The sequence below is a fragment of the Actinoplanes rectilineatus genome, assembly GCF_000962825.1.
Lineage (GTDB): Bacteria > Actinomycetota > Actinomycetes > Mycobacteriales > Micromonosporaceae > Actinoplanes > Actinoplanes rectilineatus.
Genome location: NZ_JZKF01000032.1, coordinates 49,047 through 75,239 on the forward strand (window position 1 = coordinate 49,047; position 26,193 = coordinate 75,239).

Sequence of the window (26,193 nt, forward strand, 5' to 3'; positions counted from 1 at the left end):
CGGTCCTGACCGCCCTACGTCGAGTCCTGACCCGCCCTACGTCGAGTCCTGCCGCGCCTTGACGTTGCGGCGCGAATCCTCCCGGCGCGGCAGGGTCGCCGGGTCCGGCAGGTCGAGCAGGTCGCCCTCGGGCGCGGCGATCAGCCCGTTCGGGTGCGCGATCAGCCGGCCCACCGACACCAGTTCGTCGAGCATCGCGGCCAGCCGCGGACCGCCCGGCCGGGTCCCGCTCCAGCCGAACAGGCGGGCCGCCGCCGCCAGCAGGTCGTCGCCCTCCACCAGGCCGGCGTCCAGGACGAGGTACTCCAGGGCGAGCAGCAGCTCCGGGTCGGCGATCTCCTCCGGCTTGCGGGTGACCTCGTCGCCCGGCACCCGGACCGCCGGGATCAGCGCGTCCGGCCAGGTCACGAAGGTGCCGTCGAACCCGGCCCGGGAGGAACGGACCGCCTGCTCGATGGCCGCCCGCACCGGCTGGGTGAGCCGCCCGATGCCCCAGCCGTCCCGGATCCGCCGGATCAGCGTGGTCAGGTGCACCGGGCCCTCCACCTCGGCGATCCGTTCGACGGCGCCGACCAGCAGCGGAGCGGTCGCCGGATCGTTCACCCGGGCACCGGCCGGCAGCGGGGCGACGGCGGCACGCACGTACGGCAGGGCCCACTCCGGGCGCTGCGCCGCGCGGACGGTCAGCACCTCACCGTCGACCTCGGCGAACACGTCCGGGGTGGACAGCGCGTTCTCGATCGCCACGCGCAGCCGGTTCTCCTCCTCGGCGCGGTCGGCGTACCAGGACACGCTCCAGATCCGGTGCAGGTGCCAGCCCAGGCCGTGCAGGACCTGGTCGTGCAGGCGGTCCCGGTCCCGGGCCGCGGTGGCGTGCGTGTACCCGGGGCCGTCGCACCGGACGCCGAGGACGTAGGCGGCGCCCTCGCTGTGGCGTACCCCGATCTCGATCCGGCACGGACCGGTCCCCACCTGGACGTCGGTCGCGTAGCCCCAGCCCGCGATGGTCTCGAGGACGGAGGTCTCGAGCGCGGTCAGCGCGACCTCCTCGGCCGGTGCCGTCCCGTTCTCGGCCGCGTCCAGATAGCCGGCCAGCCGCCGTTCGCCCTCGCCGGACGCGTCCTCCCGGGCCGATGGTGGGATCGCCGAGATCACCTCGACCCGCTGCCGGGCCCGGGTGATCGCCACGTCCAGCCGCCGCGTGCCCGCGGGACCGCCCGCCGCGCCCAGATCGGTTCCGGTCACCAGGATGACCACGTCGCGTTCGTCGCCCTGCGCCGCGTCGGCGCTCTTGACGAAGAAACCGCCGAGGTGCTGCTCCAGGTCCTCGCGGCCGGCCAGGGCCGCCTCGACCGCGGCGGCGACCCCGTCGGTCTGCTCCGGACTCAGGGTGATCACTCCGAGGGAGAGCGCCGGCCGGGTGCTGAAATGGTGCACCACCCGCTGGGTCACCAGGGCCGCCTCGGCCGCCGCGCCGTCCGCGGGGAAGAGCTGCACCCCCAGATCCGGGCCCATCGGGTACGGGCTGGGAAACGTCACCAGCCGTCCCTGATAGAACGTCCGCGCCGCGAAGTCGATCAGGCTCTCGTGCCGGCTCCGGTAGTGCCAGGTCAGGCCGAGCCGGGCGAAGCCGCCGCAGTCGTTGGCCACCACCAGCACCGACGGCCGGCCGTCCGGGGGCGGTAGTTGCGCGTCGTCCCCCACGATCACCAGTGAGGTCCCCCGGTACGCACACGCCACCGCCGCCGCCGGGGTCATCCGGGACGCCTCGTCGATGATCACCACGTCGAACCGGGCCTCGTCGGGCAGCAGCCGGCTGACCGTCGACGGCGGCGCGAGCAGGCAGGGTTTGAGTGCCGCCACCGCCTCCCACGCCCCGCCGAGCAGGTCCCGGACCGGCAGGTGCCCGTCCTTCTTCGCCCCCTCGGCGCGGATCAGCGTGGTGGCCTCGCCGGACGGCCGGCGGGTGCCGAGCGCCGCGAGGATCCGGGCGGCCGCGTCGTGCGTCTGTTCGGCGTCCAGCCGCCGGAACTCGTCGACCAGTTCGTTGCGGTCCACGGCGGCCAGCGGTTGGAGGCGTTCGTCCTCGGCGAGCACCGAGAAGATCCACGACCGGTACGCCGTCCGTTCCAGCACGTCCCCCAGCCGCTGCGGGTCGATGCCCCGGTCGGCGCACACCTCGATCGCGCCGTCCAGGCCGAACTCGGTGAGCACCTCGCGGCCGGCCAGGTACTCGAACCACTCGGCCTGCCCGGTGTCGTCCTCGAGCAGGTCACGCAGCAGGTCCCGGGCGGTCTCGTAGCGGTCCAGCGCGGTGCCCAGCCGGACCTGGCGGGCCGGCCCGAACGCGGCGAGCACCCGCCCGCGCGCCTCCAGCCAGGCCTCCTCGATGGCCGGCAGGTCCGGGACGGCCTGCCCGGTGCCGAGCGCCTGGGCCTGCTCGTTGTTGAGCGCGGCGTCCGCCCCGGTCCGCAGCGTCCGGGCCCGTGCCGTCCACTCGACGGCGTCGGCCACCGCGTCCAGGTCGGTCTCCCGTCCCCGGTACGCCTCACCCAGCGCCGACCGGTAGTGGAACTCGGTGGAGGTCAGCGCCGCCTCGGCGTCCAGCACACCCTGCCGGACCGCCAGGACGGTGCGCGCCTCGGCCACGTTGAGGTCCCGCCCGGTCCGTTCGCTGAGCTGTTCCAGCAGAGCGGCGGTCTCCCGCAGCGGGCCGACCTGCGCCCGCAGCCAGTGCACCGCGGTCTGCACCGATCCGTGCCCCAGTTCAGGGCGGGCGGCCGGTTCGGGTTCCGCACGCAGGGTGCCCCGCCAGTGCCGGAAGACCTCGCGGGCCTCGCCGACCACGGCGTCCAGCTGCTCGTGGGCGGAGCGCGAGCTGACATAGTCGACCACCGCCTGCAGACCCTCGGCCGGGGTGACGCGCAGCGCCTCGTCCACGGTCCGCAGCGCCCGGCCGATCGCCGGGAAGTCGGTCTCCAGCCGCTTCCAGTACCCGCCGAGCGCCGCCGCGTTGTGCCGTTCCGCCGACAGCAGGCCCTCCCAGGCCCGCCGCCAGGCCACCGCCAGGTGCAGGTTGGCGACCGCCTCCTCGACGGTGACGTCCTGGGCGGCCAGCTGGGCGACCGCGTCCTTGTCCCGCCGGTGCGGGGCGAGCAGCTTACGGGCACCGCGGTGCACGGTGGCGAACCGTTCGGCGAGGTCCTCGACCGGCGCCCTCAGCACCGCCTCGGTGAAGTACCGGCGGGCCTGCGCCCGGGCGGCGACGACCGCCTCGACGTGCCGGCGCAGTGCCGCGGCCGCGCCGTGCACCGCGCCCTGCGCGCCCGGCACGAACCAGGCCGGCTCCGGCTTCTCCGTGCGACCGCCCAGTTCGGAGACGAGGCCGACGAGTTCCACGTCGGAGAAGGTGATCACTTCGGGCAGGCGCAGCCGATGCGTGATCCGGTCCAGGTTGCGCTGCTGGTGCTCGAGTTCGTCGGCGTCCGCGGCGAACCGGCCGGCGAGCGCCTTGGCGTCGGCGGCGGTCAGCGGGTCGAGCCGGACCGCGGGTGGACTCAGCCGCGGCGGTTCCGGGAACGCGGCGGCGGACAGCGGCGGGGACAGTCGTTCCCACGGCGCGGCGATCCGGGTCCGGACCTGCTCGTACGCCGCGATGATCGCGTCCAGCCGCAGGGCCAGGTCGTCGGCGGCCTCCCGGACCGGCCGCAGGCTCATCCCGGTCAGCCACGCGTCGGCGGCGGCCGGCGGGCGTTCCACGGAGTGTTCGGCGAGTTCGGCGAGCCCCGACACCTCGGCCGGCAGCCGCAGGTGGAACGCGGCGATCAGGCTCGCGTTCGGTTCGGCGGCCGCCGCCACCTGTTCCAGGGCGACCTGCGCGTCGATCAGGGCCTCGGCCAGCGGTTCCTTCTCGACCACCTCACGCCAGCGGAACCCGCTGCGTTCCGCGGCCGGCCGCCAGGCCCGGGAGAGCCGGCCGGCGGCGGCCCGGATCCGTTCCAGGCCGGTGTCGGTCAGCGCGTGCGGTTGCAGCGCGGGGGCGGGCGCCTCCGGCACGTCGGCCAGCCGGGCGAACCGGCCGATCACCTCGTGCAGGCTGCACCCCAGCGGGTCACGTTCCTCGGCGACCGCGGCGGCGTAGGCGTCGAGTTGCTCGCGCCGGTCCCGCAGTCGTTCCCGGTCCTCCTCGGACAGGGCGGCGTCCGGCAGCGGCGCGGCGTCCAGAGCTGCGGCCAGCCCGGACGCCACCTGCCGGCGGGCCACCCGGGCGCCGCGCAGGTCGAGCAGGTGGTTGCCGAGGCCGGCGGCGGCGAGACGTTCCTGCACGGTGTCCAGCGCGGTGGCCTCCTCGGAGACCACCAGGACGCGTTTCCCGGCGTACGCCAGCGCACCCACCATGGCCGCGACGGTCTGCGACTTGCCGGTCCCGGGCGGGCCGTCGACCACGAAACTGCGTCCGCGGACGGCGGCCTCGACGCACGCCCGCTGGTCCGCGTCCACGTCCAGGACCAGCGGAACCGGGCCGTCCGGGTCGGTGTCCGTGGCGGTGAACGCGCCGTCGCCGCCGATCCCGGCCAGGGCCCGGACCATCGGGTGCGCGGTGATCTCGTCCTCGTGCGCGGTCAGGTCCCGGTGCACCGTCTCGCCGGACGGGTCGAGGCGGGCCAGGACGATCGTCTCGGTGGTGCGCCAGCCGCTGCGCCCGGTGATCGCCGCGTCGACCATGGCGCGGACCGCGGCGGCGTCGGCCGGGGCGGTCTCCGGCAGGTCGATCTCGAGGGCCCGCAGCCGGGCCACCAGCGCCGGGTTGATCATCGGATCGCCGGCGCCGAGCCGCAGCCGCGGCACGTCGCCGGGGCCGAGGGCGACCAGCTCCACCGGGAGCAGCGTCAGCGGGCTGGCGTGCCCGGCGCCGTCGCGGTCCTGCCAGTGCAGGAGCCCGACGGCCAGATGCAGCACGTCCACGCCGCGGTCGGTCTGTTCCTGCCGGGTGTGCCGGCGCAGCCGCCGCAGCAGTGGGCGCAGGACGTCCTCGGGCAGGTCCGTGCGCAGGACGGTGTCACGCCGGTGCCGGCCGGACGACTTGTGCTCGTCCCCCGAGCGCCGCCTCCCCCGCCGGGGGCCGGCCGGCGGGAGGTCCTCGCCGACAGGTTCGGGCCGGTCGCCGACCAGGCCGGCGAGTTCGGAGGCCGGGCCGGCGAACTTCTCGGCAGCCGGGTCGGCGAACTCCTCCCCGGCCGGGTCGGCGAAGTCGTTGCCGCCCGGGCCGGCGAACTCGTCGGAGGCCGGGCCGGCGAACGAGCAGTCACGCCCGGCTCGCAGGGCCTGCAGGACGACGGCCGACGACGGCGCGGTGATCTCGATCAGGTCGGCACCGCCCCGGGGCAGGTTGACGAGGCGCTCCGCGGCGACGGCGTCGACGATCCCGTCCCGCCAGGCCGCGAGCGCGGCCCGGGCGTCGTCGCCCGGGCCCGACTGTCGTTCAGGATCCGGCCGCATAGCCTCATTCCAGCAAGGTAGCCGGAGCCACGCTGGCAATTCGCCGCCTTTATCGTCTTTTACCGGCGCTTTGCCACCAATACCGCGTCGTGGACGGTCAAGTCCTGCCCCTCCGGGCCACGAGCGGCCCGTGCCCGGGTCTCCACCGCCACCGTCTCCCACGCCGCCGGATCCAGGTCCGCCGCGAGCTCCTCGGCCGTGAACAGCATCTCCGGGAAGTGCATCCGCCCCACCCCGGCCGCCAGATCCTTCGGGTGGTGCCCCACGATCAGCAGCGTCCCGCCCGGCGCCACCGCACCGGCCAGCTGGGCGTACAACTTCTGCCGTGCCTGCGCCGGGAGGTGCATGAAGTGCGAGGACACCATGTCGTACGCGGCCGGCGCGACCGTCTCCCGCAAGAGGTCCATCGCCCGGAACGACACCCGGTCGGCCACCCCGGCCTCCGCGGCGTGCCCGGCCGCCCGCTCCAGCGCCACCGCCGAGATGTCGACGGCGGTCACCCGCCACCCGCGCCGGGCCAGCCACACCGCGTCGGCGCCCTCACCGCAGCCCACGTCCAGGACCCGCCCCGGGGCCAGCCCCTCCGCCTCGGCGACCAGCTGCGGGTTCGGGTTGCCGCTCCAGATCGCCGGCTTGCCGCGGTAGCGTTCCTCCCAGGCGTCCCGGGTGAACATAGTGGCGATCCGCTCCCGATACCCGGCCACCGCCTCCCGGGTGTCCTCGGCGATCAGATCCATGTTGATCGCGCCCGCCGCGGTCTGGCCGCCGGCCGCCGCGACCGCCACCGTCGCCGCCAGGTTGGTGACGTTGCCGGCCACCCAGACACCGGGCACGGTCGTCGCGCCGGCCTCGTCCGACGGGATCCGGCTGCCCATCACGTGCCCGTGCATCTCCATGTCGACCGGCTTGAGACCCAACGACTCCAGCACCCGGGACCGGGCCGTGAACCGGGGGCCCGCTACCAGCGCGTCGAGGGCCACCACGTCACCTGACGCCAGGCGTACCCCGGTCATCCGGTCGTCGGTGACCTCGACGCCGGCGACGGCCCCGGCCACGACGGGGATCTCCCGTGCCGCCAGTTCCTCGGCCTGCTCCGCCGACGGCGCCGGCTGGTCGCCCAGCAGCAGGAGCAGGTTCGGGGTGATCTGCCGCCACATCTGTGCCTGCAGCGGGCTGAGCGGGCTGGTCGCGAGCACGCCGATCCGCTTGTCCCGCAGTTCCCAGCCGTGGCAGTACGGGCAGTGCGCGACGTCCCGGCCCCAGCGCTCGGCGAGTCCCGGGATGTCCGGCAGCTCGTCGACCAGTCCGGTGGTGACCAGCAGCCGCCGCGCGGACAGTTCACGCCCGTCCGCGGTCCGCACCCGGAACCCGCCCGGCTCGCGGACCGCCGACTCGGCCTTCGCGGTGATGACCTCCGCGCCGTACCGGGCGATCTCGGCCCGGCCGATCGCCAGCATCTCGGCCGGCGGGGTGCCGTCGCGTCCCAGGTAGTTCTGCATGTGCGCGGCGGGGGCGTTACGCGGCTCACCGCTGTCGACGACGAGCACCGAGCGCCGCGACCGGGCCAGGGCCATCGCGCCGCTCAGGCCGGCCGCTCCGCCGCCGATGACCACCACGTCGTACCGGGTCTGCTCCATCGTTGTTTCCTCTCTCGCGTTGCCCTCACGGTGCATGACCCTTGCGCGAGACGGCAACTATCCTTGCCGTTATGGCAAAAGACCTGGAGAACGCGCTCGCGGCGGTCGGGCCCCGGCTACGGGACCTGCGCCGGAAGCGGGAGATCACCCTCACGCAGCTGGCCGAGACCACCGGCATCTCGGTGAGCACGCTGTCCCGCCTCGAGTCCGGCACCCGCAAACCGACCCTGGAACTGCTGCTGCCGCTGGCCGCCGCCTATCAGGTCGGCCTGGACGAGCTGGTCGACGCCCCGGAGACCGGCGACCCGCGGGTGCGGGCCAAACCCATCGTGCGGGGCGGCCGGACCTTCATCCCGCTGACCCGTCAGCCGGGCGGCCTGCAGGCCTTCAAGCAGATCCTGCCGCCGGACGGCCCGGCGTGCGACCTGGAACAGAAGACCCATGAGGGGTACGAGTGGCTGTACGTCCTGTCCGGGCGGATCCGGCTCATCCTCGGCACCCACGACCTGGAGCTGGAACCGGGCGAGGCGGCCGAGTTCGACACCCGGCTCCCGCACCTGGTCCTGAATCCGGGCACCGGGCCCGCCGAGATCCTCAACATCTTCGGACCACAGGGCGAGCGTCTGCACGTCCGGGCCCGCTCCACCCCGCACTGACCGCGTCAGCGGGCGACGACGTTACGCAGAGGCCGACCCGTCCGGAAGAGGGCGAGGTTCTCGGAGAGCAGCGCGTCGGCACCCTCGGGACGACCGCCCGCCGCATGCGGCGAGATGATCACATTCGGCTCGTCCCACAGGGGCGACGACGCCGGGAGCGGCTCCACCGCGAACACGTCCAGCGCCGCTCCCCCGAGCCGCCCCGCCCGCAACGCCGCCACCAGCGCCTCCTCGTCGAGCACACTGCCGCGCCCCACGTTCAGAACCCACGCGTGCTCGGGCAGCCCGGCGAACACCGCGGCGTCGAGCACCCGATCCGTTTCGGGCGTACCCGGCAGGATCGAGATCAGCAGGTCGGTGTCCGGCAGCAGCGTGGGCAGCGACGCGGCGGTCACCACCGGGAACCCGTGACGCTCCCCCGCGGTCCGCGCCACCCCGGTGACCCGGGCACCCAGCGCCGCCAGCAACGGCGCCAGCGTCCCCGCGATCCCGCCGAATCCCCAGATCACCACGTTCGCGTCGCGCAGCGTCCGGAACGTGCCCGGCGCGTCCACCGGCTGCAAGCCGCCCAGCTCCCCCGCCCACCGGCCGCCGATCTGGGCCCGGACCAGCAGGTTCACCCGGCGGGCGGCGGCCAGCGTCAGCGCCAGCGCGTGTTCCGCCACGGTCCGGTCGTGCAGCCCGAGCCCGGCCGTCACCACCACCGACGGCGCGAACCCGGCCCGCAGCACCGCGTCCGGTCCGGCCGCCAGCGTCTGCACCCACCGCAGCCGGGGAAGCCGCTGAGCGCAATCGGTCAGGTTCGCGGCGCTGTTGCCCCACACCACGAGCACCTCGGCGTCCCGGCACGAGTCCGGCAGCGGCGCCTGCGTGTCATAGACGGAAACGGTCACGCCGTCGGGCAGCGTGGGGGACAACGGCATCGTGTCGGGAAGCAGAACCAGCATCTCGCCAGCCTGCCATCAACCGACGTGTTCGTAGAGCGCCACCGTCGCCCGCTTCGGCTGCCAGAAGCCGACCCGCCGGTACTCCGCGTCGAGCAGCGGCCGCAGACCGGGCCGGGCGGTGACCGGGTCGTCGCGGCGGTCACCGACGATCAGCCAGATCCGGCGGGCGCCGTCCACGTGCACGGCCACGTCCGGGTACTCCTCGGCGATCAGCAGGCCGGTCCGCGCGGACGGCACCCGGACCAGCGGGTCGGCCGGCTGGGTGGGCAGCCGGTCCAGGTAGTAGTCCATGCCGGCACGCACTTGACGGTTCTTCGGCGGGTACACGACGATGTCGCCGGGCTGCTGGTTGCGGGCCACCACCTGGGCGGCGGTGCGGTAGTCCGGGCCCTTCTTGGCCGCCGGCCCGCGGATCTGCCGCTGGGCGGGCACGGACACCACCGCGAGCAGCAGGAGCACCGAGACGATCCGCAGCGCGCCGAAACGAGACCAGCCCTCCCGCCCGCCGGCCAGGGCGACGGCGGCCAGCATCGCCATCGGGGCGAGCACCACGAGCAGGTATCGGGCCACCCACATCGGCGAGATCAGCGCCGACACCAGGGCGAGCGCGCACAACGGCCCGAGGGCCAGCGCGGCGATCGGGGCGATCCGCAGCAACGGCCGCCAGGAGGCGAGCACGAGCAGGCCGATCAGCAGCCAGGCCACCTCGGCGGAACCGGTGATCTCGGCGGGCATGTCCTGCAGACGTCCGAGAGTGATCGGTTCGACCCAGTGCAGCTGGGTGTCCTCCTGGTGCGCGCCGAGCCAGGCGAGCGGCAGCAGCGGCACGAGCGCCGCGATCACCGTGCCGGCCCAGACGGCGACCGGCCGCCACCGCCGGCGGCGCCACAGGTGGGCGGCGATCAGCACGGCGTGCGCCGCGAGGGTGGTCAGGGCGACCAGGTGGGCGAGACCCAGGAACGTCACGCTCAGGCCGTAGCCGATCCAGGTGTACGCGCGACCGCGCCGTACCGCCACCACCAGCATCAGCAGCGCCAGCACCGAGAAGAAGCAGGCGAACGCGTACGGCCGTGCCTCGGCGGCGTACCGGGAGGTGTTCGGCACCACGCACAGGATGAGCCCGGTGATCAGCCCGATCATCGGGGTGAACAGGCGGCGCCCGAGTTCGGCGGCGAGCGCGACCCCGCCGGCCATCGCGATGATCGACGGCAGGCGCAGATCGGTCTCCGAGGAGCCCACCGCGGCGCTCCAGAAGTGCAGGAACGCGTAGTAGAACCCGAACACCGCGTCGATGTTCTGGATCATGTCCCAGATCTGCGGCAGGCTCCGGGCGGCCACCTCGGCGGAGGTGACCTCGTCCCAGCTCAGGGTGGGCCGGCCGGCCTGGATCGAGCCGATGCCGGCCATCAGCGCGCCGGGCACCACGCTGGGCAGCAGGCGGCCGAGGACGTCACCGGCCCGGGTGGTGCGCCGTGGTGGCCCGGCCGGCGTGACCGCCCGGCCGGGCGGTGGTGTCCGCGTTCTGGTGGCTCGCTCCGGCCGTGTGCTGGTCGGCGAATCGGTCACTGTCACCCCCGTCGGTGTCCGGCCCGAAAGCCTTGACGTCAGGTAACACGTCCGCCCGGGCCGCACGGATCACTCGCGGCAGAGTCCATCAGACCAGGGGCGCGCAAGTCCGGCGTTCCGCGGACATCGACGGCGGAACCTCCCCGGCCAGAGACGTCTCGTGGTCAGCGCGCAAAGCCCGTCCGCGTGATGACTGCAGGCGCCCAGCGCGCCCGAATTCACCACGCCCACAACAGCGTGGTGATTTCGGGCGTCCAGCGCGCCCGAAGTCAACACACCACAACCGGTGTGGTGAATTGGGGCGTCCAGCACGCCCGAAATCAACACACCACAACCGGTGTGGTGAATTGGGGCGTCCAGCACGCCCGAAATCAACACACCACAACCGGTGTGGTGAATTGGGGCGTCCAGCGCGCCCGAAATCACCACGCGGACGGGCTTCGCACCCTGACCACGAAACACGGCTAGAGCGCCTCGAGCTGCGCCTCCAGGTGGAAGATCTCGTCGAGTACGAACATGCCCTCGTCCGGCCGGGCCTCGCCGAGTGACGGGAAGAACTCGGCCATGGCCGCCTGCCAGCGCGGGTTCACCTCGGTACGCGCCATCGCGTCCTGCGCCGCGGCGAAGTCCTCGGTCTCCAGGACGCCGACGAGCAGCCCGTCCGGGCGCAGGTAGAGCCGGTAGTCGTGCCAGCCGGTGTCCTTGAGTGCCCGCAGCATGTCCGGCCAGACCGCGGCGTGCGCGGCCCGGTAGGCGTCCAGCTTCTCCGGGGCGACCTGGAGGGTGAAGCACACGCGGGTCATCGCGACTCCTGTTCGTGATCGTGGGATCCGCCCGTCATCATGCCTTCCCCGGCCGTGCGCGGCACCGCTAGTTTGTTTCGCATGCGAAATAACCAGACGATCACCGTCCCGGCCGGTGACGGCGTCATCACCGGGACGCTGTGGGAGCCCGACGGCGAGCCCGAGGCCGCGCTGGTGATCCACGCGGCGACCGCGACCCCGCAGGGCTTCTACCGCAACCTCGCCGCCTATCTCGCGGAGAACGGCATCGCCACGATCACCTACGACTACCGGGGCACCGGCCGGTCCGGTTCGCCGCGCGCCCACCGGCACCTGGCCATGCGCGACTGGATGGAGACCGACGTGCCGGCCGTGGCCGCATGGGCGCACGAGCGGTTCCCCGGCCTGCCGCAGTTCGCGATCGGGCACAGCCTCGGCGGGCACGCCCTGACGCTGGGCCACGGCACCGGGCGGCTGACCGCGTTCGCCCTGGTCGCCTCGCACGTGGTGTCGATCCGGGAGATCCCGGACCGTGCCGAGCGCCTCCGGGTGTCGCTGGTGATGAAGGTGCTCGGGCCGGCCCTGGGGCGCATGCTCGGTTACGTCCCGGCCCGCCGTCTCGGGCTGGGCGAGGACATCCCCGCCGCCGCCATGGCGCAGTGGGCGGCCTGGTCACAGCAGGAGGGATACCTGTTCACCGATCCGGCCATGCGCGGCCCGGAGCGCGCCGCCACGGTCACCCTCCCGGTGCTGATCATCGGCCTCACCGACGACAAGTGGGCGACGGCGTCGCAGATCGACGGCCTGGCCGCCCACCTGGCCAACGCCACCGTCGAGCGGCGCACCTACTCACCCGCCGACGCCGGTGTCACCGAGATCGGCCATCATGGGTTCATGCGCCGCCACGTGAAGGACGCCCTCTGGCCCGACCTGCTCGGCTGGCTGCGCCGGCATGCCGGGAGCAGCGTGCGATGAGCCGGCGGCTGGTGTTCGACCTGATGCGCGCCGAGCGTTCGCTGCGGCGGCTGATCGACGCGCATTCCGGGGACACCGGCATCGGCGCCGCCGGGGCGGGCGTGCTGTTCCACCTCGCCCGGCACGACGACTCCCTGGTGGGCGACGTGACGGCGGCACTGTGCGCGTCACCGTCCGGGATGAGCGGACTCGTCAGCCGCCTGGAGAAGGGCGGATTCGTCACCAAGACACCGGACCCGGCGGACGCCCGCGCGGTCCGGCTCGCGCTGACCCCGCTCGGGCGTGAGGCCGTGACCACCGCGAAATCGGTGGTGCACGACCTCAACGCCCGGCTCACCGAGGGTTTCAGCGAGGACGAGGTCGACGTGATCGGACGCTTCCTGGCGCACACCGCGGCCTTGCGGCCCCAGCCCTAGTCCCCGATCCGCAACTGGGTGGCGGCATATCGGGCCAGGTGTTCCAGGACCGTCCGGTGCGCCTCGGTGAAGACGTTGGGCTCGCGGTCCAGCAGGCAGACCGTGCCGACGACGTAGCGCCGGATGGTCAGCAGCGGTGCGCCCACGTACGACCGGATCCCGCCGTTGCTGGCCAGCGGGCACTGGGAGTACAGCGTCTCCTGGAGGAGATCCGGGATGAGCAGGGTGCGCCCGGTCCGGACCACCGTCGAGCAGGGTGTGCGGTCCGTCTCGTACGTGCTGGTCTCGAGCAGCCAGCCGTCCATTCCGTGCGACCCGGTCACCAGGACCTCGTCGCCCAGGACAAGGTTCACAGCAGCGATCTTGCTGCCGGTCACCTTGGTGAGCCCGAGGGTGAACTGCTCCAGATCCGCTGCACTCAGCCTGTCGGCGTCGAGGATCTCGGCCACGGCCATCAGCCGGTCGGGATCGGTCAGTGAGTCGTCGATCGTGGAGTTACTGATCTGTTGCGCAGTCATCATGGTTGGCCCCGTCCCAATAACATTCCAGACAAATAGCCTAGCCATCGGCGGCTTTGGCCTGTGGTGCTTCACGGGAGCAGTTCGGTTGTCGTGCCCGGTCACCCGGCGACCGCGGGCAGCGTGAGCCAGAATCTCGTTCCGCCCGTCTCCGCGGGCTCCGCTCCGATCAGGCCGCCGTGCTCCTCCACGATGCGGCGGCAGATGTTGAGGCCCAGACCGGTGCCGGGATACCCGGCGTCAGCGTGGGCGCGGTACCGCCCGGCGAAGACCATCTCGTGCTGGCCGTCCGGGATGCCGATGCCGTTGTCGGTCACGTCGATGCGTACCCACCCCCGGGTGTCCGGCCGGCCGGACACCCGTACCCGGGCCACGTCGCCGTGCCCGACGTACTTGATCGCGTTGCCGAGCAGGTTGTCGAAGACCCGGCGCACCATCACCGCGTCGATCGTCACCGGCGGCAGCTCGTCCACGATGATCTCCGGTGGCGGGCCCTCGTGTGCGGCCCGGAACCGGTCCAGGCACTCCTGGGCCACCTCCCCGACCAGCGCGGCCAGGTCGGTCGGCTCGGCGCTGATCTCGTCGTCGCGGGCCGAGAGCGACTCCAGCACGTCGTCGATGAGCTGCTGCATCCGCTCGGCACTGGTGGTGATCTGCTTCAGGAAGCCGTGGTACTCCCCCGCGCCCATCTGGTTCGCGTCCAGGTGGTTGAGCAGGTCCGCGTACGCCACGATGGTGATCAGCGGGGCCTTGAGGTCGTGGCTGAGCTCGCCGGCGAACTCCTGGACCCGGTTCAGCGACGAGGTCAGGGTGCGGTTCTCGGCCCGCAGCGCGGCGTTCGCCGCCACCAGCTTGTCGGCGCCGATGACCGGCTGGCGCAGCACCGACCGGGAGGGGCGCCGCGCGTCGGCGATCGCGAGCCTGCGGCGTACGCTGCGGGAGGGCCCGGCCGGGACGGGCAGAGTCCGGTCCTGGGGCGTCACGGTGGCTATCCCGCCGCGCTCGGCGGCCGTGGAATTCATCGGGTGTCCCATCTCAGCTGATCCGCTCCCCATCGGCAAGGTAACCGGAGAGAGCCGCGGCCGTGCCGTCGACCGTGCTATCCAATTCCTCGAACAGACCGCGTAACTCGTCGCCGGGCGCGCCGGCCACCGCCCGTTCCTCGAGCTTGGCGCAGGCCGCGGCGAGCGCGTCGGCGCCGAGCAGCGCGCTCGACGACTTCCAGGTGTGCGCGGCCAGCGACACCGAGGAGTGGTCGCCGGAGCGGACCGCCTCGGCCAGTTCGGTCCGGCGCGGCACCACCTGCTCCAGGTACGCGCGCACCGTCGCCATCATCAGCGGCCGGTCGCACAGCTGCTCCTCGAGGTCGTACAACCGGGTGGCGTCGACCAGCGCCATCGCCGCGGCCGGTACGGCCGACGCCGGCGAGTCCGGCGGTGAGGAGACCGGTGGCGGGGAGGCCGGGGCCGGTGGGGAGGACACCGGCGACGGCGGGATCACCGGTTCGGGCACCGGCGCGACCAGGTACGGCTCGAGCCCCTGCCGCAACCGGGGCAGCGTGATCGGCTTGGTGAGCACGCCGTCCATCCCGGCCTCCCGGCATCGTTCGGTCACGCTGTTCATGGCGGTGGCGGTCAGCGCCAGGATCGGGGTCCGGAACCCGGCCGCCCGGATCCGCCGGGTCGCCTCCATCCCGTCCACGTTCGGCATCTGCAGGTCCATCAGGACCGCGTCGTAGCGCGGACCGGTCAGCACCGCGTCGGCCGCCGCGGCCCCGTCGGCCACCGCGTCGCACTCCACACCCAGCAGGGTGATCATCCGGGCCAGGACCGAACGGTTCACGTCGTTGTCCTCGGCGAGCAGCACCCGGCTGCCCGGCGGCAGCGCCGGCGGGGTCACCGGCGCGCCCCGCACCCCGGTGCGCTCCTTGTTGAGCGTGGCCACCAGACGGTGCCGCAGCAGCGGGGCGGTCAGGATGTTGCCGCCGCGGAACAGTCCACGGCGCGGGTCGGTCGTACTGATCATGACAGCGCGGCCGTCCGGGCCGGCTGCCTTCTCCACCGCCTCCACCCGCTTGCCCACCTCGGGGTCGTGGGTGTCGTCGCACCAGAGCACCACCTCGCTGTCCGGGATGCCACGGAGCACCTCCGGCATGCCGGAGATGGTGACGATCGCGCCGGCCGAGGTGAGCAGCCAGTTCAGCGCCTGGGTGGAGTGCGGCGACGGCGCGACCACGGTGATCCGGCGGCCGGCCAGCGGCGCCGCGCCGTGGTCCTCGTCGGCCGATGCGGCCCGCAACGGGATCCGGACCCGGAACTCCGAGCCCTCGCCCGGCGACGAGTCGACCTCGAGGATGCCGTCCATGCTCTCCACGATGCGGGCCGCGATGGCCAGTCCGACGCCGGCGCCCTCGTGCCGGCGCGCGGCGGACGAGTCGACCTGCACGAACGGTTCGAAGATCCGGCGCTGATCCTCGTCGGCCAGTCCCGGACCGGTGTCGCGGACGGTGAGCACCAGCCGGCCCTCGCCGTCGCGGCGGGCGGTGACCACGACCTCGCCGCTCTCGGTGAACTTGACCGCGTTGCCGACCAGGTTGGTCAGCACCTGGCGGATCCGGTTGGGGTCGCTCCAGACCGCGTCCGGCATGCCCGGCTCGACCGCGGCGAGCAGCAGCAGCGCCTTCTGCCGGGCCAGGTCCTGCAGCGGCTCGATGACACCCTCGAGCAGGTGGCGCAGCGGCACCGGTCGCGAGTCCAGCTCCAGCTGGCCGGTCTGCAGCCGGGCCAGGTCGATCAGGTCGCTGGTGATCGACTGGAGGGCGTGGGTGGACCGGTGCACGCCGTCGACTACCTCGCGGATCTCGTGCGGCAGGGTCATCGCCCGGAGCACCTCGACCAGGCCGACGACCGCGGTCACCGGGGTACGCACCTCGTGGCTGAGCAGCGCCAGGAACTCGGCCTTCTCCCGGGCCACCTCGTCGGCGCTGCCGGCGGCCGGCTCGGTGGTGACCAGGCGCCGGCGGTTGCCCCGCTCGGTGGTGATGTCGGCGATCCGGACGGCCCGCTCGGCGCCGTCGCACCCGCAGCGCACCGTCACCGGTTCACCCAGCGGGGTGCCGGCCCGGACGGTCTGCGTCATCCGCGCGTGCGCCTCGCAGCCCGTGTTCTCCGGTGGGAAGGACTCCCCCGCACCGGCGTGCACGCTGCCCGGACCGCCGAGCGCCGACCACCGCGCGTTCGTGGTCAGGACCCGCCCGGAGCAGTCCACCAGTGCGGCCGGCGAGGCTATCGCCTCCACCAGCGCACGTGCCGCGTAACCCATGTCTTCCCTCCCGCGCGGCTCCCCTTCGCCGGCCCTGCTGCCATGGTTTCCCGGTGACGGTGCTCGTCGGCGTGCGGTTCGGTTGCCATCCGGATGTCTCCGGCTCCCGCCGCCGCCCGGCGCCGCCGCCTGCGCACCAGCAGGACGACGACCGCAGGAATCGCGGTACCGAAACTCATCGTCACCCACCAGAAGGGCTTGCGGAGGGCGTTCGTGACGAACGGGGGCGCGGCCACGGTGTCCAGCCCGCTGCTCGCACCGGCCAGGCCGGCCGCGACCTTGCGCGTACCGTCGTCGCGGAGGAGGCCTCCGGCGCGTGCCGCACCGGACCGCCAGGGCAGCAGACCCGTCTCCTGATCGGTGTCGCCGTCGCGCAGCGCGGCGAAGATCGCGCCGCGCAGGTTGTTGCGGCCGGCGATCAACCGGGTCTGCGCCAGGTCGTAGGCCTGCTCACGCTCGGTGTGCCCGCCGGGGAAAACGCTGTTGTACGTGTCGATGCCGTACCGGGAGAGCATCACCGGCCGTCCCGCGGCGGCTCGGGCGACCGCGGACAGCGCCGCCGGCAGCTGCGCGCGGTCGCCGCTCCAGGTCAGTGACACCACGTCCAGCAGCGAGTTCATCGTCGCGTTGCCGGCCCACTCGGCGTCCGGCCAGGTGACCGTGATCGGCGCGGCCGGGGCGATCTCGCGCATCAGCGTGACGGTGTGCAGCACCCAGGCGCGGGCCTGCACGTCGGCCGAGGTGCCCGGCTCGTCCGCGGTGAGCCGGTCGGCGAGGTCCCAGAGCACGATCGACGCGTGGTCGCCGAGCGCCGCGACCACGGCCCGCAGGTGCATGTCGGTGGCCACCCAGAGGTCCGGGGTGGGAGTGTCCAGCCCGGCGAACAGGGCCGGCACCACCCGCAGCCGCTGGGCAGCGGCCAGGTCGAGGAAGCGCCGTACCCGCTTGAGCACGTCCTCGTCCGGGGTGTCGGCGCCCAGGTCCGGGTACGACAACGGCAGCCGCACCGTGTCCAGGCCGAGGTCGCGGGCCGCCGTCAGCTGGGCGTTCACCGCGGTCTCGTCGAGGTTCGCGGTCACGTCCAGGAACAGGCTCGCCCCGGTCAGCTGCGGCACCGCGAGCGCCGTGCCCGGTTTCGCCGACCCGGGCAGCACCGAGATGCCGCCCTCGCCCCCGGCACCGACCACCGCGGGGTCGCCGGTCCCGGTCCGCCGGAACTGCTGGACCAGCCAGGTGCCCTCCTGCTTGACCAGCACCACCTGGTAGGTCTCCCGGGCGTCGGTGACGGTGGCCGACCCGCCGCTGACCGCGGACCGGACGATGTCGGCGGCGGTGTCACGGATCCCGACCGTGCCGCCGTCCAGCGCGTAGAAGATCAGCTCCAGCCGGTGGCCGACGCCCCAGGTGGCCGCCGAGCCGCGGGGCAGGGCGAGCACCGCGTCCCGGGCCGAGCCGGTGAACGAGCTGATCACCGGGCTGGTGTCCCCGGTCGACTGGTAGCGCCCGAGCGCCGCCCAGGCCCGCACGTACGCCGCCTCGATCAGCACCCGGGTGGCCGGCTCGAAGTCCCGCAGCCCGTCCCAGCGGTCGGCGCCCCAGGTGACCAGCCGGTCCGCGTCGTCGGGCAGGTCGGCGACCGCGGGCACCACGGTCGTGGTGCTGCTCGGGGTGTCCCAGATCGCCAGCCGGCCGACCAGGGCGAGGGTGCCGACCGCGCCGGCCACGCTGCCCACCACCAGGGCCCGCGCGAAGATCCGCTTGAGCCGGTTGCGCTGGATCATGCCAGGTCCCGGGTCGTGGCGGCCCCGAGCACCGTGGCCCGGACCCGCAGTGGACCGGTGAGACCGTCGGTGACCAGGGTCAGCGTCAGGCTGCCGCCGATCAGCTGCCCGCTCGCGTCGTTGTGCTTCCCGGTCGCGTCCGTGATCGTGACCGCGGCGGGCGTCCCGTCGACCATCAGCGCGCCCATCTCCCCGGTGACCGGGCCGACGGTGACGGTGACCTCGTTGACGCCGCGGGCCGCGGTCACCGGGATGCGCGGATCCACCGTCGGGAACGCGACCTGCAACACCCGGGCGGTCGTCGTGCCGCGGCACTCGGCGCGCAGCCGCATCCGGCCCGCCCTGTCCGGCGCCTCCAGGGTGAAGTCGGCCAGCCCGCCGACGGTGTAGCTCGCCGCCTCGCCCTCCCCGGCCACCCCGTCGTAGAGGAGCCGGACCGCGGTGCCGTCCGGCTCCACGTTGCCGTGCGCGTCGCGCAGCGTGGAGGTGCGCACGGTGAGCAGCGAACGGCCGTCGGCCACCGGCACGAACCCGACGGTCCGCAGGGTGAACGGCAGCGGCGGGGCGGCCACCTCGGCCAGGTCCACCGCCGAGCCGCTGGCGTCCCCGACCGAGACACCGACCAGCCCGTTGCCCGCACTCTTCCCGGAGGGCAGCATCGCGTACGCGAAAAGCCCCGCCATCGTCAGTCTCCGGCGCTCCACGCCCCCCGTGGGCCGTTTGCGCACCATGGTCACCGGTGTGCCGTCCGGCTGCGCGTTGCCCCACGCGTCCACCGGGACGGTGACCATCATCGAGACGTCGGCGCCGTCCGCGACGATCGTCTTCGGCCCGACCTCGGCCACGGTCGGCTCGACCACGGCGCCCGGCACCACGCGCATGGTCCGCGACGCGATGGCCTCGCCGCTGCGGGCCACGAAGGTCAGCGCCCCGGCCCAGCGGGTGGTGGCCGACGGGATCCGGAACAGCGCCCCGTTGGCCCCGGCGATCGAGTCGGCCGTGCTGGTGCCGAGCCCGCCGATGCTGACCAGTGACACGGTGGCACCGATCGGGGCGCCGCCGACCCGCACGCTCATCGTCTCGGCGGCGGCCACCCGGTCCGGCAGTTCCAGGGTCAGGGCGTACGCCGAGGCGGTCCCGCCGCCGGTCCCGGAGGTGCCGGTGTCCTGCGCCGGGCGCGTGGCGAACCATCCGGCCGCGGCGGCGAGCAGCAGCACGGACACGACGGCCAGCATCCGGCGGCCCGGGTCGGGTGGCCGCCGGTGACGTCCCGGACCTTTCACTTCCCTCCCCGCACGTAGGTGGTCGCATAGACCTGGATCATCGCGAAACCGTTGCCGGCCGGGGTGGCCACCATCGCCTCCCGTTTCGGCGCCGGGCTCTTCCCGGTCCCGGCGTACCCGCGGGTGGGCAGCCCGGACGCGGTCATCCCGGCGCCGTCGGTGATCGCCACCCGGAAGGTGGTCTGCCGCTGCGGGGCGATGCTGTTCGGCAGGTACACGTGGTCCACCCAGCCCACCTCGCCCTCCTTCGTCAGGTAGGCCAGCAGCAGGTGCGGAATCGCCGCCTCGATCGTCATGTCGTTGCGCATCTCGCCGGTCAGGAAGTACGTGCCCTCCACCGCCCGTTCCACCGCCAGCTGCGACACCTGCAGGCCTCGGGTGGTGCCGCGGGAGGTGACCGAGCCGCGGGCGTACAGGTCGACCCGGGCCGGCACCGACCCCTCGGAGAGCACCAGTGGGGTGATCTGGCTCGGGTCGAACTCGACCGGGGTGCTGGTGCTCGCCGTCGACGAGGCGGTCCCGGTGTCGGCGGCGGCCGCGCTGGTCTCGCCGTCGGTGGTGCTCTGGTCGCGTTGCACGCCGCCGTCCGCCTCGGTGCCGTACTGCCCGGTCCCGGCGATCAGCTGGAACTCGATGCGGAACGGCGAGCTCTCCCCGGGCAGCAACTTGTGGATCAGCACCTGGGCGGCGTCCCAGGAGGCGAGCAGCTGGTCGCCGGCGTCGCGGATCTGGGCGGTGACGGTGACGTCGACCGGGTCGACGTCCATGTTGACGACCTCGCCGACGGCCACCCAGCGGCCGTCGAGGCGCAGCGAGCGGACCGACCGGAAGGCCAGCTCCGGGACGTCGGCCACGTCGGTGGTGTCGCTGCGCTGGATGGCGTTGGTCTGCCGGGTCTGTTCCAGGAACGACACCGTCGGGCGGTCGGTGAACTTGTCGGCGGGTTCGTAGACCGCGGCCAGCGGCAGGTCGATCCGCCAGACCCCGCCGACCCGGCGCAGGGTCATCTCGCGGGTCATGTGGAACTCCTCCAGCGAGGTGAGGAAGGTCAGGTCGGCACTGACCGTGACGCCCGCCGAGGTGGTCCGGGACACGTGGGTGGTGATGTCGTCGAGCTTGCCGAACGAGGCGACCAGGCCGCCGTCACGCGACAGGTCCGCCTGGTACGCCGCGAACGTCGGCCGGGTCGGCGGGTACAGCAGGTCGTACGCCTTCTCCCGCCGGTTGAAGTCCAGGTGGTCGAAGTAGGTCTGCACCACCTTCTCCGGTGTCGGCGTCCGTGGCCGGTACTTCCAGCCCACCCAGCCGGCGGTGGTCAGCAGGAGCAGCACTATCGCGCTCGCCTGGATCCGCCGCCGCCGGGGCGAGATCCGCATCCGGGCCTCCGCCCGGACGCGTTCCAGCAGCGGCTGGAAGGTCTGCCAGCGTTCCTCCTCGGCCCGCCGTTTCGGTCCCATCCGCTGCGACGAGCGTTCCAGCCGCCGGTCGATCCAGCCGATCAGAGCGGCGAACGGGTGCGGCAGCGGGAACCGCCGTTTGCGCCGGACCAGGCGTTTGAACCAGTGCGGGACGCGGGCGCCGAACGCCGCCCAGATCAGGAGCAGGCTGGCCGAGCACAGCGCGGTGACCGGGATGGTGCCCCACATCAGCCGCTGCCAGGTCGCCACCTCCTTGGCCTCCCGGTCACTGGCCAGGGGTGAGATGTCGGCGCGTTCCCACACCATGATGCCGTTCTCCAGGGAGCCCAGCTCGTGCCAGCCGCTGAAGTTGAGCAGCGGGGCGTAGAACGCGTCGTTGTTGAAGACGTACTTGAGGTTGTAGCGCTCGGGGACCGCCAGGAACTGCTGGAGGCTGCCGATGCCGGGCAGGCCGGAGTACTTCGCGCCCTCCAGCCGCTCGACCGGGCGGGAGGTGAGTTCGGGCAGCCGCCGGGCCGAGTGGTAGTTGCCGTCCACCGTCTCGGCGGTGGTGTTCGCGCCGACCCAGGCCATCTGGTCGCCGAAGCCCAGGAACAGGTATCGCCAGCGGGAGTGCTGGTCCTTGTCCAGGAACGCGACGATCGGGTCCGGGTCGATGGCCTTGGGCTGGAACGGCCGGTAGTGGGTCAGATTGGCGGAGAACAGCGTGAACGCCAGGTGCGTGATGGCGAACAGCACCGGCAGCAGGCCGGCGAGTCTTCGGCCGATGTTCTGGATCAGCCAGGCCCGGATGCTGCCGTCGGTGACGCTGGAGACCAGGGCCCCGGCCAGCGGCAGGATCGAGATGGTGGCCCAGAACGTGAACCGGTCCAGGGTGAGGATGTAGAAGGATCCACCGAGGATCAGCCGCGGGAACGGGGTCGTGCCGCCGGTGCCGAAGAAGGCCAGCACCGCCAGCGACAGCCCCAGGGGCCAGGCTGTCGAGGTCAGGGCGCGGATCATCGCGTACGGGAAGGTCAGCACCGTGGTCCCCCACGGGATCACCCAGAAGACCAGTCCGGCGGCGGTGTTCTCCAGGAAGTTGTCCCGGCTCGCGTGCGGGATGCTGACCTGGGTGATCGGGTCGCTGTGGGAATACAGCCAGTACGGCAGCACCACGATCAGCAGTGCACTGACCAGCAGTGTTCCGTAGACCGCGGTGCGGACGAACGGCCGCAGCACCCGGCGCAGGCGGCGGGCCGCGACCGGCCAGAGCGACCGTCTGCCGATGTCGCTCAGGTGACCCCCGGGCTCCTCCGGCAGGGGCACGTGCATCTGCGCCACGAGGGCCGCGACGAGCACCGGGCCGACGAAGAACACCGCGCCGAACAGCGTCGTCACGTGGTGCCCGGCGGTGGTGGCCGCGGTGCAGACGATGCCGAGCAGCAGGTGTTTGCGGTTGCCGCCGCGCACCCACCGGTACGCGTACGGCAGCGAGTTGAGCAGGAAGCCCAACGAGAACGTGGTGGGCAGCTGGCCGAAGACGTGCACCGTCTCGGAGATCGACGAGGAGACGACCAGCAGGATCGCCGCCCAGCCGGCGGCCCGGTCGTCGACCCAGATCCGCGACCAGCGGTACACCCCGACGGTCAGGTTCATCAGCGCGCAGATCTGCACCACCACGAACGCGCCGCGCAGGCCGGCGAACTGGCTGAGAGCGGCTATCGCGTAGTGGCTGCCGGGTGGGTAGCTGACCGTGGTGAACCCGGTGTACCAGCGCGGCTCCCAGGTGGTGAACCAGCCGCGCCGGTAGTGGTCGGCCATGAAGATGTGCACGTACGCGTCGTACGTGCGCTGGTAGCTGCCGCTGAGCAGCAGGGATCCGTGGTAGAGCGCCAGGATGCAGATCGCGATCAGCAGCAGGTGGTGGCGCCGGACGAAGCCGGGCCCGGGTTCCGGCGGGGTCTGCCGCGTCTCGGCCGGCTCCGGCGGGGCGGGCCGGTCCGGCACCGCGGCCGGGCTGCGGGCGGTGCGGTGGCCGGTAAGGATCATGAGGCCGCGGGGACGGAGAGGACGACGTCGAGCATCCGGTGGTCGCTGCCCGGGTTGTCGCGGGTCCGGGCGCTGACCACGGTGAGCGGTTCGGACACCATGGCGTGGTCGATCCGCAGCAGCGGTGTCCCGGGGAAGCCCTTCGCCGGGTAGGTCAGGGCGAACCCGTTGCCGGCCTCGGTCGCCGCGTCCCGCCACCCGGCCGCGGTCATCGCCTGCAGTGCCGCGTGGTCCGGGGTGGCGTTGTAGTCGCCGATCAGCACGGCCGCCCGGTTCGCGCCGTCGGGTCGCATGCCGGCCAGATCGGCCAGCTGGTTGCGCCACCGGTCGACGCTCTCCACCGACAGCGGCGCGACCACGTGCACGTCGACCACCCGGACCGCGGTGCCGGCCACCGTGACGGTGGCCGTGGTCATCGGGAAACCGCTGACGTCGAAGGCCCGCGCATCGGCGAGCGGCCGTTTGGAGAAGATCGCCGAGCCGTGGAAGCCGGGCAGCGGGTCCGCGACGCTGTACGGATAGACCGACGGCAGTCCCCCGTCCATCAGCACGGCGAGGTGCTCCGGGGTCACCTCCTGGAGGCTGAGCAGATCGGCGCCGGACTCCCGGAACACGCCGATCTGCTCGGCGATCCGGGTGTTGTCCAGCAGCAGGTTCGCCGACAGGATCCGGATCGTCGTCGCCCCGGCGGGCACCGGCTGCTCGCCGGCCCGCAGGTACGACCCGGCCAGCCAGAGGACCTGCACCGCGCAGAGCACCAGTGCCGCCCCTGCCAGCCAATACGCCCGCAGCAGCGCGGCGGCCAGCAGGACCGCCGCGGCGCCGCCGAGGATCAGCAGGCCGGTGATCGCGGTGAGCATGATCGTGACGAGCGAGCCCTCGTACTGCCACCGGCCGGCGATCAGGACCACGACCAGCAGGACGAGGAGAACGGCGAGCACCCGGCGAAGCACGGAAGACCCGACCGTTCCCATATCCCCCCTGTCGGACGACATCGGCGGCATCTGAGAACGGCCGGGTCAGCGGCCGGGTGGATCAGCCCTTGTTCAGGACCGTCCCGGTGAACTCCACGGTGGCGTCGCCGGCCTTGCTCAGGCCGACCGCGGTGCCGGTGGGCGCCGCGCCGCACTTCTTGGCGGTGACCACGTCCGACAGGCTGCTGACGGTCAGCACCTGCTTGCCGGCCAGCGAGACGCCGAGGCCGTTGCCGGCCGCCCGGACGGTCACCTTGTGCGCGGTGGCCGGGTTGAACGACGACGCCAGGGTCGCGCTCGCCAGGGTGGACGCGCAGACCTTGCCGGCGACCATCTGCAGCAGCTGCACGGTGCCGGCGCTGCCGGCCTTCTTGCTGACCTGCACCAGGTATCCGGTCGTCCCGGTGCTGGTCTTGGTGCCGCGGACCTCGACGCCGTACGCGCCGGTGCCCGAGGTGAGCTGGGCCTGCGTGTTGACGCTGATGTCGGTGCCCGGGGTGTCGCTGTCGAGCACCTCGCTGTCACCGGCCGTCGTCATCGAGACCGTGCCGCCGGAGAGCTGGGCCTGGCCGCGGACCACGTTCCAGTCGCCGGCCGTGGAGACCTGCTGCGAGGGGACGTAGCTGCGCAGCGCGATGTCGTCGATGTAGAAGGTCTGTCCGCGCAGCAGCTCGCCGACCTCGACGAAGGCGCTGGCCGCCACCGCGTTCTTGGGCGCGGTGAAGGTGCCGCCGGAGGACTTCCAGTTGCCGAGCACCTTGGCCAGGCGGTTGGTGCGGGACACCGCGATCTGGTTGTTGTTCGCGTCCCACCAGGAGATGCCGAGGTTCCACTGGGTGGGCAGGGTGGTGGTGTAGCCCTGGGCCGAGACCACCAGCTGCTTGCCGCCGCTGACCGGTACCGCGCGGGCCGGGCCGGCGCCGGCGGTGATGTTCTGGCCGACGCTGTTGGCGGTCGCGGTCACCGACATGCTGGTCGCGCCGTCGTAGGACATCTTGTCGGTCATCGCGACGTTGGGCAGCTTGGCCGGCGGGTAGATGCCGTGCCAGGTGGAGCTGCCGGCGCTGAACGCGGCCTCGGTGGCGTTCACCGTCTCGGACAGGTCGTTGACGATGATCTCCTCGTTGAACAGGGTGACGCCGTTGATGGCGAACAGGCTGCTGTTCAGGCCGAGGATGTAGACCTTGTAGCGGCCGCTGGGCACGTCGCTGAACGAGATCGCCTTCTGCAGGCCGTTGCGCACGATGCGCATGTCCCGGTACGACCAGCCGTCGGCCGGCAGCAGCCAGGCCCACAGCCACTCCTGGCTGACCGCCAGGTTGGAGGCGAAGCTGACCGTGACGTCACTGCCGGTGGAGCTGGCGGCGATCGGGTACGCGTCGTTGACCTGCTGCGTCTTGACCGCGGTGTCGACCGAGTTCGGGTCGGCCAGGGCCGAGGCGCCGCCCGCGGTGAGCGCCCGCACCGAGTAGACGGCGGACTTCGCGGACGCCAGGGGGACGGTGGTGGTGAGGGTGTCGCCGACCGCGGACCAGCTGGTCACCGTGCCGGTGCCGGAGCCGATCTCGTACCCGGTGACGACGTCGTCCGAGCCGGCCCAGGCCGGGGTGGACCAGTTGAGCACGACCTGCTCGGGCGAGTCGGAGTCGCGGATCGCGGTGAAGTACCGCGGGGTGGAGGCCTTGGCGCCGCCGAGCTCGGCGGTCTCGGTGATGCTGGTGCCGTCCTTGGTGACCGCGGAGACCCCGACCTCGTACACGCGGTCGGCGTCCACCGGGGCGTCCAGGCGGGTGTTGGTGGTGGCGTAGGTGCGCTTGATCCGGGTCAGCGAGTCGGTGAAGGTCACCTGGTAGCGCAGGACCGGGTTGAGGCCGGCGCGCTGCGGCGGGGACCACCGGGCCGTGATCCCCGAGCCGTCGATGCTGACCGAGCCGTTGACGTCCACCGGCGGGCCGGAGAGCACCGGGTTGACGGTGATCTCGTCGGAGACCGAACCCTGCTTCTCCGAGTTCAGCGAGGCCACGTGCACCTGGTACACGCTCTGCAGCGAGTTGCCCTCGACGAGCAGGCTGGTGGTGGTGGCGGAGACGTTCTTCTGGGTCCGCTTGCCGTCGGCGAAGACGACCACCGCGTACTGGCTGACCGGGCCGGTGCCCTTCTGCCACGAGACGGTGAAGTCACGGACGTCCTTGCTGGAGCGCTCGGCGGTCACGCTGGTGGGCGCGGTCGGGACCGCCACGGCGGCCATCGCCGCCGTGGGCGGTATCGCGACGAGACCACCGCCGAGCAGGGTGGCGACTCCGGCGACCCGCGCAAGCGGCGAGGCCAGGTGCCTTCGGAGGATCTGGGGGGTGAGGGCCATCTGGGTTCCGTCCGTTGCCGGGGATGA

At 72.9% G+C, this 26,193-nt stretch carries 16 protein-coding genes; 3 read left to right on the forward strand and 13 right to left on the reverse strand.

The annotated features are described in order from the left end of the window. Nucleotides 1-36: 36 nt before the first annotated feature. The gene (locus WH85_RS23725; RefSeq protein WP_045744179.1) at nucleotides 37-5,499 is read right to left on the reverse strand and encodes a DUF3320 domain-containing protein; all 5,463 of its coding nucleotides are present in this window, start codon (nucleotides 5,497-5,499) and stop codon (nucleotides 37-39) included. 59 nt (nucleotides 5,500-5,558) lie between these two features. After that, nucleotides 5,559-7,136 carry an FAD-dependent oxidoreductase gene (locus tag WH85_RS23730; protein ID WP_045744180.1) on the reverse strand — a complete coding sequence of 526 codons (1,578 nt, stop codon included), beginning with the start codon at nucleotides 7,134-7,136 and terminating at the stop codon, nucleotides 5,559-5,561. A 71-nt stretch (nucleotides 7,137-7,207) separates the two neighbouring features. Between WH85_RS23730 and WH85_RS23735 the strand changes: the two genes are divergently transcribed. After that, a complete protein-coding gene (locus WH85_RS23735; RefSeq protein WP_045744181.1) occupies nucleotides 7,208-7,792 on the forward strand; it encodes a helix-turn-helix domain-containing protein in 585 nt (194 codons plus the stop codon). A gap of 5 nt (nucleotides 7,793-7,797) precedes the next feature. Here WH85_RS23735 and WH85_RS23740 read toward each other — a convergent pair whose 3' ends face one another. From WH85_RS23740 to WH85_RS23755, 3 genes are all read right to left on the reverse strand, one after another. Beyond that, nucleotides 7,798-8,739, reverse strand: a complete 942-nt coding sequence (locus tag WH85_RS23740) for an NAD(P)-dependent oxidoreductase (RefSeq protein WP_045744182.1) — start codon at nucleotides 8,737-8,739, stop codon at nucleotides 7,798-7,800. Nucleotides 8,740-8,754: 15 nt separating this feature from the next. Then, entirely contained in the window at nucleotides 8,755-10,311 is a 1,557-nt protein-coding gene (locus tag WH85_RS23745; RefSeq protein WP_157411191.1) for a glycosyltransferase family 39 protein, read from the reverse strand. A gap of 458 nt (nucleotides 10,312-10,769) precedes the next feature. Beyond that, a complete protein-coding gene (locus WH85_RS23755) occupies nucleotides 10,770-11,108 on the reverse strand; it encodes an L-rhamnose mutarotase (RefSeq protein WP_045744185.1) in 339 nt (112 codons plus the stop codon). Nucleotides 11,109-11,189: 81 nt separating this feature from the next. On the opposite strand from WH85_RS23755, the gene WH85_RS23760 reads away from it, so the two are divergent. Then, a complete protein-coding gene (locus WH85_RS23760; RefSeq protein WP_045744186.1) occupies nucleotides 11,190-12,062 on the forward strand; it encodes an alpha/beta hydrolase family protein in 873 nt (290 codons plus the stop codon). Next, the gene (locus WH85_RS23765) at nucleotides 12,059-12,478 is read left to right on the forward strand and encodes a MarR family winged helix-turn-helix transcriptional regulator (protein ID WP_045744187.1); all 420 of its coding nucleotides are present in this window, start codon (nucleotides 12,059-12,061) and stop codon (nucleotides 12,476-12,478) included. The genes WH85_RS23760 and WH85_RS23765 overlap by 4 nt, the downstream gene beginning before the upstream one ends. Here WH85_RS23765 and WH85_RS23770 read toward each other — a convergent pair. The 8 genes from WH85_RS23770 to WH85_RS23805 form a co-directional block, all read right to left on the reverse strand. Then, nucleotides 12,475-12,999: a GAF domain-containing protein gene (locus WH85_RS23770; RefSeq protein ID WP_045744188.1), complete on the reverse strand. Its 525-nt coding sequence runs from the start codon at nucleotides 12,997-12,999 to the stop codon at nucleotides 12,475-12,477. The genes WH85_RS23765 and WH85_RS23770 overlap by 4 nt on opposite strands. A gap of 98 nt (nucleotides 13,000-13,097) precedes the next feature. After that, entirely contained in the window at nucleotides 13,098-14,018 is a 921-nt protein-coding gene (locus WH85_RS23775; RefSeq protein ID WP_169792481.1) for a sensor histidine kinase, read from the reverse strand. A gap of 13 nt (nucleotides 14,019-14,031) precedes the next feature. After that, nucleotides 14,032-16,317, reverse strand: coding sequence for an ATP-binding protein (locus tag WH85_RS23780; RefSeq protein WP_045744189.1), 2,286 nt, complete (start codon nucleotides 16,315-16,317; stop codon nucleotides 14,032-14,034). Continuing rightward, nucleotides 16,281-18,098 (reverse strand): hypothetical protein, encoded by a 1,818-nt coding sequence (locus WH85_RS23785; RefSeq protein ID WP_045744190.1) that lies wholly within the window; start codon nucleotides 18,096-18,098, stop codon nucleotides 16,281-16,283. Before WH85_RS23785 ends, WH85_RS23780 begins: the two co-directional genes overlap by 37 nt. Next, entirely contained in the window at nucleotides 18,095-19,321 is a 1,227-nt protein-coding gene (locus WH85_RS23790; RefSeq protein WP_157411192.1) for a hypothetical protein, read from the reverse strand. Before WH85_RS23790 ends, WH85_RS23785 begins: the two co-directional genes overlap by 4 nt. Nucleotides 19,322-19,377: 56 nt before the next feature. Further along, a complete protein-coding gene (locus tag WH85_RS50680) occupies nucleotides 19,378-22,830 on the reverse strand; it encodes a hypothetical protein (RefSeq protein ID WP_052720745.1) in 3,453 nt (1,150 codons plus the stop codon). Next, the gene (locus WH85_RS23800; protein ID WP_045744192.1) at nucleotides 22,827-23,771 is read right to left on the reverse strand and encodes an endonuclease/exonuclease/phosphatase family protein; all 945 of its coding nucleotides are present in this window, start codon (nucleotides 23,769-23,771) and stop codon (nucleotides 22,827-22,829) included. The genes WH85_RS50680 and WH85_RS23800 overlap by 4 nt, the downstream gene beginning before the upstream one ends. Nucleotides 23,772-23,865: 94 nt before the next feature. Then, nucleotides 23,866-26,166 (reverse strand): fibronectin type III domain-containing protein, encoded by a 2,301-nt coding sequence (locus tag WH85_RS23805; protein WP_045744193.1) that lies wholly within the window; start codon nucleotides 26,164-26,166, stop codon nucleotides 23,866-23,868. Between the last annotated feature and the right edge of the window lie 27 nt (nucleotides 26,167-26,193).